The sequence below is a fragment of the Litchfieldella rifensis genome, from assembly GCF_042646605.1.
In the GTDB taxonomy this organism is placed as follows: Bacteria; Pseudomonadota; Gammaproteobacteria; order Pseudomonadales; family Halomonadaceae; genus Litchfieldella; species Litchfieldella rifensis.
On record NZ_JBHRUG010000029.1, the window covers coordinates 69,259 to 83,804 of the forward strand.

General features: G+C 62.9%; 15 protein-coding genes. All 15 read right to left on the reverse strand.

Going from position 1 to position 14,546, the window contains the following annotated elements:
• Positions 1-105: 105 nt before the first annotated feature.
• The 15 genes from lpxL to ACFOEV_RS14870 all read right to left on the reverse strand — a co-directional run bounded on the left by lpxL (position 106) and on the right by ACFOEV_RS14870 (position 14,279).
• On the reverse strand, positions 106-1,020 hold the full coding sequence (gene lpxL / locus ACFOEV_RS14800) for an LpxL/LpxP family Kdo(2)-lipid IV(A) lauroyl/palmitoleoyl acyltransferase (RefSeq protein WP_386775260.1): 915 nt from the start codon (positions 1,018-1,020) through the stop codon (positions 106-108).
• Between the two features lie 39 nt (positions 1,021-1,059).
• Positions 1,060-2,196 carry an alanine racemase gene (gene alr / locus ACFOEV_RS14805; protein WP_386775262.1) on the reverse strand — a complete coding sequence of 379 codons (1,137 nt, stop codon included), beginning with the start codon at positions 2,194-2,196 and terminating at the stop codon, positions 1,060-1,062.
• 140 nt (positions 2,197-2,336) lie between these two features.
• Positions 2,337-3,806 carry a TolC family outer membrane protein gene (locus ACFOEV_RS14810; RefSeq protein ID WP_386775264.1) on the reverse strand — a complete coding sequence of 490 codons (1,470 nt, stop codon included), beginning with the start codon at positions 3,804-3,806 and terminating at the stop codon, positions 2,337-2,339.
• Between the two features lie 161 nt (positions 3,807-3,967).
• On the reverse strand, positions 3,968-4,948 hold the full coding sequence (rpoS, locus tag ACFOEV_RS14815) for an RNA polymerase sigma factor RpoS (protein ID WP_386775266.1): 981 nt from the start codon (positions 4,946-4,948) through the stop codon (positions 3,968-3,970).
• 109 nt (positions 4,949-5,057) lie between these two features.
• A complete protein-coding gene (locus ACFOEV_RS14820; protein WP_386775268.1) occupies positions 5,058-6,308 on the reverse strand; it encodes a peptidoglycan DD-metalloendopeptidase family protein in 1,251 nt (416 codons plus the stop codon).
• Positions 6,301-7,260 carry a DUF368 domain-containing protein gene (locus tag ACFOEV_RS14825; protein WP_386775270.1) on the reverse strand — a complete coding sequence of 320 codons (960 nt, stop codon included), beginning with the start codon at positions 7,258-7,260 and terminating at the stop codon, positions 6,301-6,303. Before ACFOEV_RS14825 ends, ACFOEV_RS14820 begins: the two co-directional genes overlap by 8 nt.
• Complete coding sequence (locus tag ACFOEV_RS14830) at positions 7,257-7,892, reverse strand: protein-L-isoaspartate(D-aspartate) O-methyltransferase (protein ID WP_386775272.1); 636 nt, start codon at positions 7,890-7,892, stop codon at positions 7,257-7,259. The genes ACFOEV_RS14825 and ACFOEV_RS14830 overlap by 4 nt, the downstream gene beginning before the upstream one ends.
• Before the next feature lie 16 nt (positions 7,893-7,908).
• Positions 7,909-8,655, reverse strand: coding sequence for a 5'/3'-nucleotidase SurE (gene surE / locus ACFOEV_RS14835; protein ID WP_386775274.1), 747 nt, complete (start codon positions 8,653-8,655; stop codon positions 7,909-7,911).
• A gap of 50 nt (positions 8,656-8,705) precedes the next feature.
• Complete coding sequence (truD, locus tag ACFOEV_RS14840) at positions 8,706-9,707, reverse strand: tRNA pseudouridine(13) synthase TruD (protein ID WP_386775593.1); 1,002 nt, start codon at positions 9,705-9,707, stop codon at positions 8,706-8,708.
• A gap of 65 nt (positions 9,708-9,772) precedes the next feature.
• Positions 9,773-10,258: a 2-C-methyl-D-erythritol 2,4-cyclodiphosphate synthase gene (ispF, locus tag ACFOEV_RS14845; RefSeq protein WP_386775595.1), complete on the reverse strand. Its 486-nt coding sequence runs from the start codon at positions 10,256-10,258 to the stop codon at positions 9,773-9,775.
• 7 nt (positions 10,259-10,265) lie between these two features.
• Positions 10,266-11,006 carry a 2-C-methyl-D-erythritol 4-phosphate cytidylyltransferase gene (gene ispD, locus ACFOEV_RS14850; RefSeq protein WP_386775276.1) on the reverse strand — a complete coding sequence of 247 codons (741 nt, stop codon included), beginning with the start codon at positions 11,004-11,006 and terminating at the stop codon, positions 10,266-10,268.
• Positions 11,003-11,299 carry a cell division protein FtsB gene (ftsB, locus tag ACFOEV_RS14855; RefSeq protein WP_386775278.1) on the reverse strand — a complete coding sequence of 99 codons (297 nt, stop codon included), beginning with the start codon at positions 11,297-11,299 and terminating at the stop codon, positions 11,003-11,005. The genes ispD and ftsB overlap by 4 nt, the downstream gene beginning before the upstream one ends.
• Positions 11,300-11,390: 91 nt before the next feature.
• Positions 11,391-12,530, reverse strand: a complete 1,140-nt coding sequence (locus ACFOEV_RS14860; RefSeq protein WP_386775280.1) for a GNAT family N-acetyltransferase — start codon at positions 12,528-12,530, stop codon at positions 11,391-11,393.
• A gap of 84 nt (positions 12,531-12,614) precedes the next feature.
• On the reverse strand, positions 12,615-13,919 hold the full coding sequence (locus ACFOEV_RS14865) for a sensor domain-containing diguanylate cyclase (RefSeq protein WP_386775282.1): 1,305 nt from the start codon (positions 13,917-13,919) through the stop codon (positions 12,615-12,617).
• 57 nt (positions 13,920-13,976) lie between these two features.
• Positions 13,977-14,279 carry a hypothetical protein gene (locus tag ACFOEV_RS14870; RefSeq protein ID WP_386775284.1) on the reverse strand — a complete coding sequence of 101 codons (303 nt, stop codon included), beginning with the start codon at positions 14,277-14,279 and terminating at the stop codon, positions 13,977-13,979.
• Between the last annotated feature and the right edge of the window lie 267 nt (positions 14,280-14,546).

A 14,546-nucleotide genomic window follows, 5' to 3' on the forward strand; every position in this document is an offset into this window, starting at 1 on the left:
GGAAGAACGCCCGCTTCGCGGGCCTAAGCTTGAAGCTGGAAGAAAACCCCACGGCCGAGAGGTCAGTGGGGTTTTCTTTCTTCCCGCTTGAAGCGAAGCTTCGCTTCAGTAGAGCTTGGGTTCGCCTCGCGGCCGGGTCTTGAAGCGCCGATGCAGCCACAGATACTGCTCGGGGCGCTTGCGGATGGCGTGCTCGATAAAGGCATTGACCCGGGTGGCATCCGTTACCTCGTCGCCGCTGGGGAAGTCCTCCAACGGCGGCAAGTACTCCAGGGTATAAGTGCGGTTATCGGGGTTGCGGTGAAACATCAGCGGCATGACCGGTGCCCCGGTCAGGCGAGCGATCTTGGCGGTGAGCTTGATCGTGGCGGCATCCACACCGAAGAATGGCGCGAACACGCTGACCCCGCGACCGAAATCCTGATCCGGCGAATACCACACCTGGTGCCCCGACTTGATGCGCCGCACCACGCCGCGTAGATCGTGGCGATCGATGGCGGTGCCGAAGATACGCTGGCGGGCGCGCGTCATGAAGCGTTCGAACAAGGGATTGTCGTGGGGCCGGTAGACCACATCGGCGGGAAAGAACAGCGAATGCAAGGCACCACCGAGATCCAGGGTGGAGAAGTGCACGCCGATGATCAATGCTCCCTTGCCCTGGGCCTGAACGCGGGCCATGTGCTCCTGCCCCTTGAAGACCACCCGGTGCCGAAGATGCTCGGGGTCACGGCACCAGCCGGTGGCGGTCTCCAGGATACCGATACCGTTGGCGATGAAGGTTTCGCGTACCAGCGCTCGACGTTCGTCCTCGCTCTTTTCGGGAAAGCACAGCCGCAGATTGGTCTCGGTGATGTGCCGACGGCGCCGGGCCAGACGCCAGGCCAGCAGGCCGATGGCCTTGCCGACAACGAGCTTGGCCCGCCACGGCAGCCAGGCACACAGATGCATCAGGGCAATGGCCAACCAGGTCGGCCAATAACGCGGATGAGCGAAGGACGCGGGATAGTGAGACTTGGCCATGCACGGGGCAGATCCCCGTTATCGAGGATCTCTCCTGTTTCAGTCGTGGGCATTCGGGTGGCGGACCGCCCCCGCCGGGGCACCATGATAGCGCCTCGGCACCCGTGGCAGTACCCCGGTAAGCAAGGTATAGCTAATGGTATCGCAATGGCGAGCCACTTCATCCACCGACAGGCGCTCGCCGCCTGCTGCCTGCCCCCACAGGATCACAGGGCTGCCGATCCCGGCCTCGGGGATTTCGGTAATGTCGACCGTCAGCATGTCCATCGACACCTTGCCGGCGATCGCGGTGCGTCGACCATTGACCAGTACCGGCGTGCCATCCACGGCGTGACGATCGTAGCCATCACCATAGCCGCAGGCCACCACGCCAATCCGTGAGGGACGCGGGGCTTGCCAGCGGCCGGCGTAACCAACCGGCTCACCGGTGTCCAGCTCACGGACGGCGATGATCTCCGAGCGCAGCGTCATGACCGGCGCGAGACGGCGGCTGGCGTCGTTGGGCGCCTCCAGCGGATCGCTGCCATAGAGCATCACACCGGGGCGATTCCAGGCGCCATGAGCCTCCGGCCAGGCCAGGGTCGCCGGAGAATTGGCCAGGCTGGTGGGAGCGCCCAAGCGCTTCGCCAGTGCCTCCAGCAAGTCGAGTTGATGGCGAAAATAGGTCGAGTCCGGGGCATCGGCGGTGGCGAAATGGCTCATCAGATGCAGGTCGCTGACCCGGTCGGGTGCGGCGGCCAGACGCGCCCAGACCTGCTCGGCGCGGTGGGGACCGAAACCCAGACGATGCATGCCGGAGTCCACCTTGAGCCATGTCGGAATCGGCCGCCGTGGCCGATAGGCCAGCATCGCTTCGAGTTGCCAATCGCTATGCACCACGGTCCACAGCCCCATGGCATCGACGGCTTCCAGTTCGCACGCCTCGAAGATGCCTTCCAGCAGCACGATGGGCGTGTCGATACCTGCCTCGCGCAGCACGCTCGCTTCCTCGAGGCAGGCTACGGCAAAAGCCGGTGCCAAGTCACTCAGGGCGCGTGCACAAGGCACCGCCCCATGGCCATAGGCATCGGCCTTGAGCACGGCCACGGCCCGACTGTGCGGTGCCAGGTCGCGGGCCAGACAGTAATTGTGGCGCAAAGCGTCGAGATCGATATCGGCGATCAGCGGCCGGGCCATGAGAGTTCTCCTGAAGTGAAACGACGATGACAGCAGGCGACGATTATTTGCTATTTGAACGCCAATTTCACCGGCCAACTACCCAAAAATCAGCCAATTCCTAGAAAGCAGCACTAAATTTTCAAGCATTGACAGCCGAATCATTCCTGGAACTGTGGGCGGACCCCGATATTGATCACTCGGTCGCTGCTGCCCGCATTGTCGCCGGGCAACTCCAGCAACACGGCCTGGTCGGCCCGCAACCACTCATTGACCGAACGAATCGCCTCGACATCGAGCACCCCCGCCTGCTGACGCAGGTTGAGCAGGGCCAGCACATAGTCGTAACGCGCCTCGGCATGGTCGGCAATCGCCGTGAACAGGCTCTGCTCAGCGTTGAGAACATCGACGATATTGCGCGTGCCGACTTCATAGCCCGAGCGGGTCGCCTCGAGGGCGCTCTGGTTGGAGATGATCGCCTGCCGTCGTGCCTCGACGGTGTCCACGGCGTTGCTGGCCTGGGTATAGAGCGAGCGCACCTGCTGAACGGTCTCGCGGCGCTGGGCCTCGAAGTCGTACTGACTGGCTTCCAGATCGAAGGTGCTCTGACGGATCTGAGAACTGGTGGACCCACCGGTATAGATCGGCATGCTGGCACGTACACCAAGCTGGCTGCTCGAGTCATACCCGCTCAGTTGCTCGCTGTCGCTGTCGGCGTACTGATAATTGGCGAAGGCTTCCACGAGGGGAAGTCGCGTCGCGCGGGATACCTCGACACCACTGCGCGCCACCTCTACCCCGGCTTGCGCCACCAGCAGCGTCGGGCTGTTGTCCAGCGCACGCTCTACCCAGGCGTCACGGCCGGCGGGCTCGGGCACTTCAATGGGCAGTTCGTCAGCCAAACCATCGATACTAGCGTAGCGCTGGCCCGTCAGGCGCTCCAGGGCCTCGAAGCTGACCTGCATGGCTCCTTCGGCCGCGATTCGCTGGGCACGCGCCAAGTCATACGAAGCCTGGGCTTCGTGAACATCGGTAATCGCCACCAGCCCCACCTCGAAACGCCCACGAGCCTGCTCGAGCTGGCGAATGATAGCCGCTTCCTGGGCCTGGCGGGCAGCCAGAACATCGTGGGCACGCAGGATCTCGAAATAGGCTTCGGCGACATCGAACAAGAGCTGCTGTCGGGTCGCCTCGAGCGACAGGGCCTGCTGATCGACCTGACGCTCGGCACGCTCGAGCTGCGCCCGATTGCTGGCGTCGAACAGCGCCTGGGAAGCGTCGAGGTCGACGCTGGCGAGGTTGAGGCGATCCTCTTCGAGCAAGGAGAGGCTGTCGGTGAAATCGCCTTGGCCGCCGCTGGAGAAGCCATTCTCCTGGCTGCTGTAGGTGCGGTTGTGCGAAGCATTGGCGCTGGCACTGACCTGGGGCAGCAAGGTCCCCCGCTGGGCATCGCGACCCGCCTCGACGCTGCCGAAACCGGCCCGCGCCGATGCCAGCGTGGCATCGTTGTCCAGGGCGTCGCGGGTGATGGACCATAGATCGGCGGCATGTGCCGGGCCGGCCAGCAGAGTTACCGCCAGCAGGGGCAAGGACAGGCGCGAAGCGCATGACGGGAGGATGACGGACGACATGAATGTTCCTTCTGCAAGCGGCGGATACTGCACACGCCCCGGCCAGTGTGCCAGCGATTCGTGCAAGGAACATGCAACCATCACCGGTCGCGCGTGACGCCCCTGCCCCTCATACGGGGCGTCACGGCCATGTCAGTGATGGACGACCATCGGAATGGGAATTACTCGAAGATGGCATCCAGTGACAGGCCTTGCTTTTCCAGCACCCGGCGCAGCTTCTTCAGGGCCTCGACCTGGATTTGGCGAACGCGCTCACGAGTCAGCCCGATCTCTTCACCTACCTCTTCCAACGTGGCAGCCTCATGACCACGCAGACCAAAGCGCCGCACCACCACTTCCATCTGCTTCTCGGTGAGCTCAGCCAGCCAGTCGTCGACATGTTGCTTGACATCGACATCCACCAGTGACGACTCGGGGCCCAGGTCGTTGTCATCGGCGAGGGTCTCGATCAGTGGCTTGTCGCTCTCGCCACCCATGGGGTAATCCACCGACGAGACACGCTCGTTGAGTCCCATCATCTTCTTGACGGTCGACACCGGCTTGTCGAGGAAGTCGGCGATTTCCTCCGGCGTGGCCTCATGGTCGAGCTTCTGGGTGAGCTCACGAGCGGCCCGCAGGTAGATATTGAGTTCCTTGACCACATGAATGGGCAAGCGGATGGTGCGCGTCTGATTCATCAGCGCCCGTTCGATGGTCTGGCGAATCCACCAAGTGGCATAGGTCGAGAAGCGAAACCCACGCTCCGGGTCGAATTTTTCCACCGCTCGGATCAACCCCAGGTTGCCCTCCTCGATCAGATCGAGCAGTGACAAGCCACGATTGAGATAGCGCCGCGCAATCTTCACCACCAGGCGCAGGTTGGATTCGATCATCCGGGCCCGCCCCGCTGGGTCACCCTGCTGGGCGAGGCGGCCGTAATGAACCTCCTCCTCGGGTGTCAGTAGCGGCGAAAAACCGATCTCGTTCAAGTAGATCTGAGTGGCGTCGAGGCTGTGATGATACTGGTTCTCCTCTCGACTCAGCGCCTTCTCGAATTCCTGCTCATCCTTGGCGCTGACCTCGTCGTCATCGTCGTCAACGTCCAACTCTTCATCAATGGCGTCGAGGTCCACTTCCTGAAGGTCCCGTTCGAGCATGCTCATGTCGCTACCCCGTTCGATGCTACCCAGAAACACGGCCGTCGCACTATGCTGACCTGCCCCGCCGCAAGGCAAAAGCCGTTACTTGTTATTTTGCGATGCAAGCCGTCGCTCAACGCGACGGCAGGAATTCCAAGGGGTCCTGAGGCTGGCCATCCCGGCGCACCTCGAAATGCAGTTTGACTCCATCGGCATCCGTGTCGCCCATGGTGGCAATCACCTCGCCGGCTTCGACCACGTCGTTCTCCCTGACTCTCAGGCTATCGTTATGTGCATAGGCACTAAGATAGCGATCGTTATGCTTCAACAGAATCAGATTACCGTAGCCTCGCACACCGCTGCCCGCATATACCACGATTCCGGGTCCGGCTGCCTTGACAGGTTGCCCCTTTTGCCCGCCGATATCAATGCCGGCTGTGATACTCGAGCCTTCACCAAAACGTCCCAGTAGCGTCCCATCGGCGGGCCACTGCCAGGGCACCGTCTCCACGGGAGTGTATGTCCGGCGGGCATTTTCACTTTCCGACGGCTGGGACTCACCGGCCACGGCGGTACCGGCATCCGGCTGTTGCTGTTGCTGTTGCTGTTGCTGTTGCTGTTGCTGTTGCTGTTGCTGTTGCTGTTGCTGTTGCTGTTGCTGTTGCTGAACAGTATCGCGCGTCGCCGATGACGGCTGTGTGTCAGCCCCCACTTGTTCCGCAGGTTGGGGGGCCACCGTGCCCACTTCGGGCGACGGCTGCTGCGGTGGCTCGGCAGCCTGCTGGCGAGCGGCCAGCGCTTCGCGCTCGGCGATGTCGCGCTCACTGAGCTGTCCACTGGCTCCCGGACTGTCGTAATTGAAAATTGGCCCGGGCGCACTGGCGGTCTCACCCGGCGCCGCTTGCTGTCCTCCTGCAGCGGCAGCGGCTCCGAGCGCCGACTCGCTGGCTCCCGATTCCTCGAGCGGACGCGCGGTCAGCTGACGATTACGCTCGATGGCCTCTTCGTCCGGCGCCAACCAGTCGGGGCTGCCGCTATTGTCGACGTCGATGGCGCCGCTGACCTGGGCCCCGGATGCATCCGGTGCCGACGTCGCTGCATTCGCTCCCGTGCCACCGGAGGCATCGAGACGCAATTCCTGCCCCGGCTGCAGCCGATAGGGCGGGGCGATGTTGTTGAGTTGTGCCAGGGCGCGGAAATCCATGCCGTGGCGCCAGGCGATTCCATACAGAGTGTCACCGGACTCCACGGTATAGGTGCTCGCCTGCGCCTGCTCACGGCTCAACGTCAAGTCACGCACCTGCACCTGGGAGGCACCCTCCTGCTGGGCAGCGCAACCTGCCATGCTCAACGCCATGGCGGAAATCAACAGAGCCTTACGCATCGGAGCCTTCCTCCTTGTGGGGGTGTGCCTGGGAGTTACCGGGCTGTCTGCCAACCACCAGGACCAATATCAAACCGGCCAGCATCAATGCCAGCACACCGAATAGCTGCGCGGACTCTCCGGTCAACAGCGCATAATCATTAGGCAATAGGTAGCGATAATCCAGAGGGATTATCTGATCATCCGGCCCCAGTTGATAACTGACAAGTTCACGCCACGGCCACAATGTCGGCAACGACCCCAGGATGAAGCCGATCAGCAGTTGCAACGTCGCCGTATGGAAGTGGCGCAGCAGCCACGACAATAACCGCGAGAAGAAGAACAGGCCAATAGCACAGCCCACGGCAAACTGGGCGATCAGGGTCAGATCGAAGCTCTTGATGCCTTCCATCACCGTGCCATAGAGCCCCATGGTCAGTAGCAGGAAGCTGCCCGACACTCCGGGCAACAGCATCGCACTGATGGCGATGCTTCCCCCAACCACCAGCATCAGTGAATCCGCCCCCAGGGTGGAAACGAAGGGCATCAGCGCGGGCAGCATCCTGGCCAACACCAACCCCACAGCCAATGGCAGCACGTGCCACCACCGCCAGTCCGGGAGGCTACGGCTGACCACCACGGCCGAGGCCGCGACCAGGCCGAAGAAGAAAGCATCCAGCAATAGGGCATGCTCGGCCATCAGGTAGGTCACCAGATGCGCCACGCTGATCAGGCTGGCCGCGATACCGGCAAGCAGCGGCACCAAGAATGCCAGGTTGAGGTGCGTGGCAAGCCTCGCCCAGCCGCCACGACGCCAGGCCATGAAGGCAGCGGGGCCAAACTGCTTGATGGTATGGATCAACTCTTCGTAGATACCGGTGACGAAAGCGATGGTCCCTCCCGACACGCCGGGAACCGCATCGGCCGCCCCCATGCCGGCACCCTTCAGAAAGATGGAATACGAACGCTTCAACGAATAACTCCTTGTAACAACGGGACGAAGCGCACCGGTTCCAGGCGTTGGTAGTCGAAGGTGTCGCCGTGACGGCACACCTGCGTCAACCACTGACTGCCATCGGCCTCTTCCAGTGGCGTGATCAGTCTCCCCCCATCCGCGAGCTGGGCCAGTAGCACTTCGGGCAATTCGCTGGCACAAGCCGTCAACAGGATGACATCGAACGGCGCCGCTTCGGGCCAGCCGTGGCCACCGTCGGCGAGACGCAACCGCACATTGAAGACCTTGAGCCGGCGCAGACGTTCACCGGCACGACGGTACAGCGCCGTAATTCGTTCGATCGACCACACTTCCGGCACCAGTCGCGAGAGAATCAGCGTCTGATAACCGGATCCGCTGCCGACTTCCAGCACACGCTCGGGTGCTTCATTGATCACTAGCTCGGTCATCCGCGCCACGATCCATGGCTGCGATAGGGTCTGGCCATGCCCGATCGGCAGGGAGGTATCCTCATAGGCACGGTGGGACAGGGCCTCGTCGAGAAACAGGTGGCGCGGCTCCCGACCCATGACCGCCAGGACGCGGGGATCTTCAATGCCATTGGCTCGCAGGCGAGCCACCAACCGATCACGGGTGCGTTGCGATGTCATGCCGACACCGCGAAGTTCATGTGAGTGCATCCAACCAGCCCTGAACGTCATCCAGTGCCGCATGCCGGGTCAGGTCGGTCTGCAGCGGCGTAATCGATACGAAGCCCGCCTCCACGGCGGCGAAGTCGGTATCCGGGCCATCATCGGCATTCTCGCCGACGGCGGCGATCCAGTAACGCTCCCGACCGCGCGGGTCCTGGATCTTGAGCGGCCGTGCTGCAGGGCCGCGATACCCCAGCCGCGTGACCCGGAAGCCGCGAATTTCATCCCAGGGCAAATCCGGTACGTTGACATTGAGCAGGCTACGCGGTGGCAGCGACAGCAGGTCGGCGGCCCCGATCAGGCTTGCCGCGACACGCCCGGCGGTTTCGAAATGGCGGTCACCGACCAGCGACATGGCGATCGCCGGCATGCCCAGATTGCGTCCCTCCATGGCGGCGGCGACAGTCCCCGAATAGAGCACATCGTCGCCCAGGTTGCCGCCATGGTTGATTCCCGAGATCACCAGATCCGGTTTCTCGTCCCACACGCCATTGACTCCCAGGTATACACAGTCGGCCGGCGTGCCATCGACGCTGTAAAAGCCGTTATCGAGATCGTTCAGGGCCAACGGACGGGTCAGGGTCAGCGAATTGCTGGCACCGCTCTTGTCACGATCCGGTGCCACTACCCGCACACGAGCATGCGGACATAATGCCTCATAGAGCGCTCGCAGTCCCGGAGCATGCACGCCATCATCATTGGACAGCAATAGTTTTCGCATCGTCTCTCCCTGAGCACATGAATCGCCCGACACCACGGGCCGGTACGATGTTACAAACTGGAATGTGCCATCAACTCACGCAATACCGATGTGGCAAAGGCGCCGCGAGGTAGTTCAAAGTCCAATATCAGGGCATCTTCGTGGCGTCTCAACGACGGCGCGCCAAGGCGGACGCGCAATGCCCGCCGCGCCATGCGCACCCCGGCTCGCTGCAGCCCATCGCACAAGGCCGGCTCGTCGACGGGCAGTTGCCCTTCAACGGCCGCCGCCTCGGCCTGGCTCGCCAGACGACCGCTCCCCCACAGTACGCCACTAGGGTGCACATCCAGGCGCTGTGCACGCCCACGCAGTTCGTCATCGACGATCTCGGCCAGGAACTGGCTGGCCGTGCCGTCGAGAATCAGCAGCTCGCCAGGCAGTGGTGACGCCCAATTGCCCGCCGCCAGACGCCGAGCCAGCAACGTATTGAACAGATAGCTTCGCGCCGTGGAAAGCAGCATCCCCTCCCGGTCGTCGCGTTTGCGCCAGCCGCGCGCAAGCACCGCCCTCGCCTTGACCAGATTCCGGCCCGCCGGTCCAAAGCGCTGCGGGCCGAAGTAATTGGGCACACCATGCTCGCACAACCACTGCCAACGCTCCTCCACGGCAGGATCACGCACTACCTCCCCAGTCAGGCGCAGCGTGAAGCGATTGGCACGATGCACGCCTCGCTTGAGCTTGCGCGGATGGCGCACCTGTTCGAGCAACGTCACCGGCGTCTCCGCCAGCCGGGAGACCAGATCCTGTGGCGCCGCTCGCCCGGGCAAGTGTACCGACAACCATTGCCGCGTCACCGCCACCCGATCCTTCATGCCGGAATAGCCGATGTCACGCAGTGACACCTCGCAGGCCCGGGCCAGGCGCCGGGCCAACTCCAGCGTGGTCAGATCGCGCTTCTCCACCCACAACCAGAGATGTTCGCCCTCCCCCTCCGGCGAGAAGCCCAGGCATTCCTCGACGCGGAAATCCTCGGGTGTGGCACGATAGTCACCGCTGCAGGGTGGTCCGCCCATCACCGCATCCAGCGCCCTTGGCCAGGCGGGCGGCCAGGACGGTACCATCGAGATCGTAGTCTCGCTCACGACTCGCCCTCCGTGGCCTGCAACAACACCACCGCCTCTGCGGCGATTCCCTCGCCACGCCCGGTGAAGCCCAGACGTTCGGTCGTCGTGGCCTTGACGTTGACGACGCCCGATTCGACCCGCAGATCGCTGGCGATCCGCCTGCTCATGGTCTCGATATACGGGGCCAGCTTGGGCGCCTGGGCGATCAGGGTGGCATCCAGGTTGCCGATCCGGTAGCCCCGCTCCGCCACCAGCGCCACCACCTGGCGCAACAGCACCCGACTGTCGGCTCCCGCCCAGGCCGGATCGGTATCGGGAAAATGCCGACCGATGTCACCCAGGCCGCAGGCTCCCAGCAAGGCATCGCAGATCGCGTGCAGCAACACGTCGCCGTCGGAGTGAGCGACGAAGCCATGGGAGAAGGGAATTTCGACGCCACCGATCATCAGATGATCGCCGGTACCGAATCGATGCACATCGAAGCCATGGCCGATTCTCAGGGTCATGTCAGCTCTCTTGCCGGAAGTCGGAAATGGGGGACGTGGGCACCGTGTCCAATGCGGCCTGCACGGCGAGAATATGCGCCGCCAGAGCCAGATCCTCGGGATGGGTGATCTTGAGGTTATCGCGCCGCGCTACCACCAGCCGCGGCGAGCCCCCCAGGGCCTCCACTGCCGACGACTCGTCGGTAACCGTTATGCCGTGGGTGCGCGCCGTCTGCAGGGCATCGCACAACAGGCGGTATCGGAACCCCTGGGGAGTCTGCGCCTGCCACAACCCATCGCGCGACTCGGTAGTGCTCACCCGGTCATGACCATCGTCGCGCTTCATGGTATCGGCCACCGGAACGGCCAGCAGCGCTCCGTCGGGAGACTCGTCCAGCACGGCGAGCAGGTGCCGTAGGTCCTCGACGGTGACACAAGGGCGCGCCACATCGTGCACCATCACCAAGTCATCGTCGGCCGCTTCTTCGGCGAGCGCCGCCAGGGCATTGGCGACCGAGTCCGCCCGCTCGACACCACCCGGCACGCGGCGCCAGTCGGCGAAAGGCACCCAGGCGGGGTCGAACCAGCGATCCTCGGCATCCAGGCAGAGACAGAGTCCAGCCTCGGGAGCGGCCCGATGCAGCCGGCACAGCGTATGTGCAAGCACCGGTTTCCCATCGAGCTCGAGGTACTGCTTGGGGCGATCGCCCCTCATGCGCCTGCCCCGCCCCGCGGCCGGCACGATCCACCACAATCGGCTCATGGACGAGCCTCCTCGGTCGCCACGCCCGGCACCCAGAAGAACTGCTCATCCTCGCGCACCATGCCGATATCGCTGCGCCCACGCTCCTCGATGGCATCGAGCCCGGTCTTCAGGTCCATCACCTCCGCCGCCAGGCGCTGGTTGCGGGCACGCAGCGGACGATTCTCGGCCTCCAAGGCATCGGCACGCGCACGGATCTGCCCAAGTTCCCGCAGCCCTCCCTCACCGAACCACAGGCGGTACTGCAACAATACAAGCAGAGCAATCAACACGATGGTGAGCCACTTCAACATCCCGGCATCCTGTTGGGAAACACGATGCCAGGCATTATGCCATCATCGCCCCTCGTTGCGCAGAGTCGTGAACCGCTGACGTCACTCGGCGTTACGTCCGCTTGAAAGGCAGGGACTGACTGACCCGACGTCGGTACGCCGTGATGTACCGGCGCTCCTCGTCACAAAAACGCGCGACGGCATCGCGCAACCGGGGATCGGCAATATGGTGCAAGGAGCGCAGACGACGCGGCGCGAACCCCCGTGCCAGCTTGTGCTCGCCCTGCGTGCCAGGATCGAAACGACGCAGCCCCTGCGCCAGGCAATGCTCGATGCCTTGGTAGTAACAGGCCTCGAAGTGCAGGCAGTCTGCCTCCACCTCACTGCCCCAGTAGCGTCCATAGAGGGTATGACGCCCCTGCAGGCATAACGCCGCAGCCACCGCTCGCCCCGCGAGACGTGCCTGGATCAACACCAGTGCCTCGGGCATGGTCGCGAGCAGGCGTTCGAAGAACTCCAGGCTCAGATAGCCCTGCCGGCCACGTTCGAGGTAGGTGATCTGATAGCAACGATAGAAATTCGCCAACGCCTCATGATCGATTTGCTGACCGACCAGACGCCGCAGTTGCAGCCCTTGATCGGCGACGATCCGCCGTTCACGACGAATCTCCTTGCGTCGTTTGGAGGTCAGGGCGGCGAGAAAGCCCTCGAAATCGCCATAACCGGCATCCTGCCACTGGAACTGTACGCTATGGCGTTCGAGCAATGTCGGATGCGACGCTTGCCAGGCGTCGAGTTCCTCATCCTCGGCGAACAACAGGTGCCAGCTCGACAGTTCCCTGTCTTCCCAGGCACTCGCCAGCAATTCTCGGGCCACGAAAGGATCGACCCCGGAGGCCAGTGCCAGGCGAGGCCCCGGCGCCGGTGTGAAGGGAATGGCCGTCACTGCCTTGGGATAATAGTGGCCACCGGCCCGCTCCCAGGCGTCGGCCCAGGCCCAGTCGAAGACGTATTCACCGAAGGAGTGATACTTGTGGTAACACGGCATCACGCCCACCAGGTCGCCACCACGCCATAGACTCAAGTGGCGCGGCACCCACCCGGTCCGAACGCTAGCGGCACCGCTGGCCTCGAGCGCGTGCAGGAATTCATGCCGCAGGAACGGATAGGCATCGCCGACCAGGGCATTCCAGGCGGCAGCGGGCAATGCCTCGATGGTGGACACGGCCTGCAATGACAAACCAGCGCGCATTCCCTTCACCTCTCGGCCGCCCTCAAAGCCAAGAGAAAAGCATGCCCGGCAGGGCACTGCCAAGTGCCTGTCCCGGCATTCGCATCAATGCAAGGCTTGCTGCACCCGATTGCGTCCCAGGCGCTTGGCAGCATAGAGCCCCATGTCGGCGCGATGCAGCAAGGCATCCATGGACTCGTCGCGACGCCGCTCGGCGATGCCGAAACTAACGGTAAAGCTGAGCCATTGACCATGGAATTCGACACGTACCTGTTCGAACTTGCTACGCAGCCGCTCGGCAAGCACCAGCGCTTCCTGCAACGACTGTCCATTCAATATCAAAGCGAATTCCTCGCCCCCGATACGACCGAAGATGTCCTTGGCACGCAGCGTCGTTCGACACACCTCCCCCAGACAGGCCAGTACCAGATCGCCGGCGGCATGTCCCCATGAATCATTGGTGGCCTTGAAGTGGTCGATATCGAACAGCACGACGGACAGCCGGGCGTTGGTATGGTCGGCCGCCTCGAGCGAGCTCTCCAGGCAACCCATGAAGGCAGCACGGTTGAGTGCCCCGGTCAGGCTGTCGGTGGTCGACAGTTCGTGGAGACGCATGTCGCGTCGCTTGCGATCGGTGATGTCACGGGCCACGGCCAGCAGCCACTCGTAGCGCCTGTTGAGTGGGCTGACATAAGGCGAGCAACTGGTTTCCAGCCAGATGTAGTGCCCATTGGCATGGCGAACTCGTACCTCGAGCCGCAACACCTCCCCGCGACAGGCCGCCTCATGCAACAAGCGCTGCACGCGCGGGGCATCATCCGGCGGCAGCAAGGTGACCAACGCCTGCGACTCCAGCTCCTCCGCAGCGTAACCCAGCACCTGGCTCACCGACGGTGAAACGAATCGGCAGATGCCATCGGCATCCATCATGATAATCAGGTCGGACACGTGCTCGACGATGAAACGATAACGACGCTCGCTCTCCATCAAGGCAAGTTGCGAGCGCTTATGCTCAGTGATGTCCTCGCAGAAGCCGTGCCACAACACGCTGCCATCTCGTTCCCGCTGAGGGGTGGCGTGGCCATGAACCCAACGAATGCCCCCTTGAGGATGGCAATAGCGAAACTCGTGGCGCCACACGGCAAGCTTCAACGCGCTGCGATGGATGCTGCGCCACAAGGCGTCGATATCGTCGGGATGCACCCTCGACAATGCCTGGCCAGGATCGCGCATCACCTCCCCGGCGTCAATGCCGAACATCTTCTGCATACCGGCACTGACCAATGGGAAACTGAGCTCACCGTCCGGTGAGAGACGGCATTGGTAGAGCGTACCCGGCAACTGCTCGCTCAGGCGTTCGAAGCGCTGCAGAAAATCCAGGTTCTCTGGAACCTGTGTATGCATATCCATGGTGTTCCCTCGACCGGAGCTTGACGACCGCAAGCAGTCTTAGGTCGATGCCACGACTCATGACTGCTTGGAAGACCCGATCGCCAAGGACACGACATCAGGGCTGTCCGGTGCAGTGACATCGCCGTCATCGCCCGGTTGCTTCCGAGTCTGACGACTCACGCTGGCCTCCACCAATGCCTGAAGCTCTTCACGGCTTAAACCGACACGCTCGGCGCCCTGTCCCGACGCCCATACGATCAGCAACGCCGGTGTCGGCTGCGTCTGGTCTATACCCACGATTCGCCCTTCGCGACCTCGACGAGCGTCACGCAATCGTGATCCCAACAGGGTATGAACACCATCTACGCTATCGTGCATGACACAGGGTCGCCAGCCACTGAATCCTGATGATACTGAAGTGATCCCCTTAACCAGCAGCTTAGCAGCTTGCTCGCACGGCGCTCGATTCATTAAGCCTCGATGGCTCATCATCGCGCGAACCAGCACAAAAAAGGGGTGCCACTTGGCACCCCAACGTCAATGATAGCAATAGGTAGGACATCATGCCGCTGCGACATTCCGAGCGGAGCCGTGAGTGCGCGAAGAAACCGCCACGGCATGATGTCCGTACAAGGCCGGCGCGCT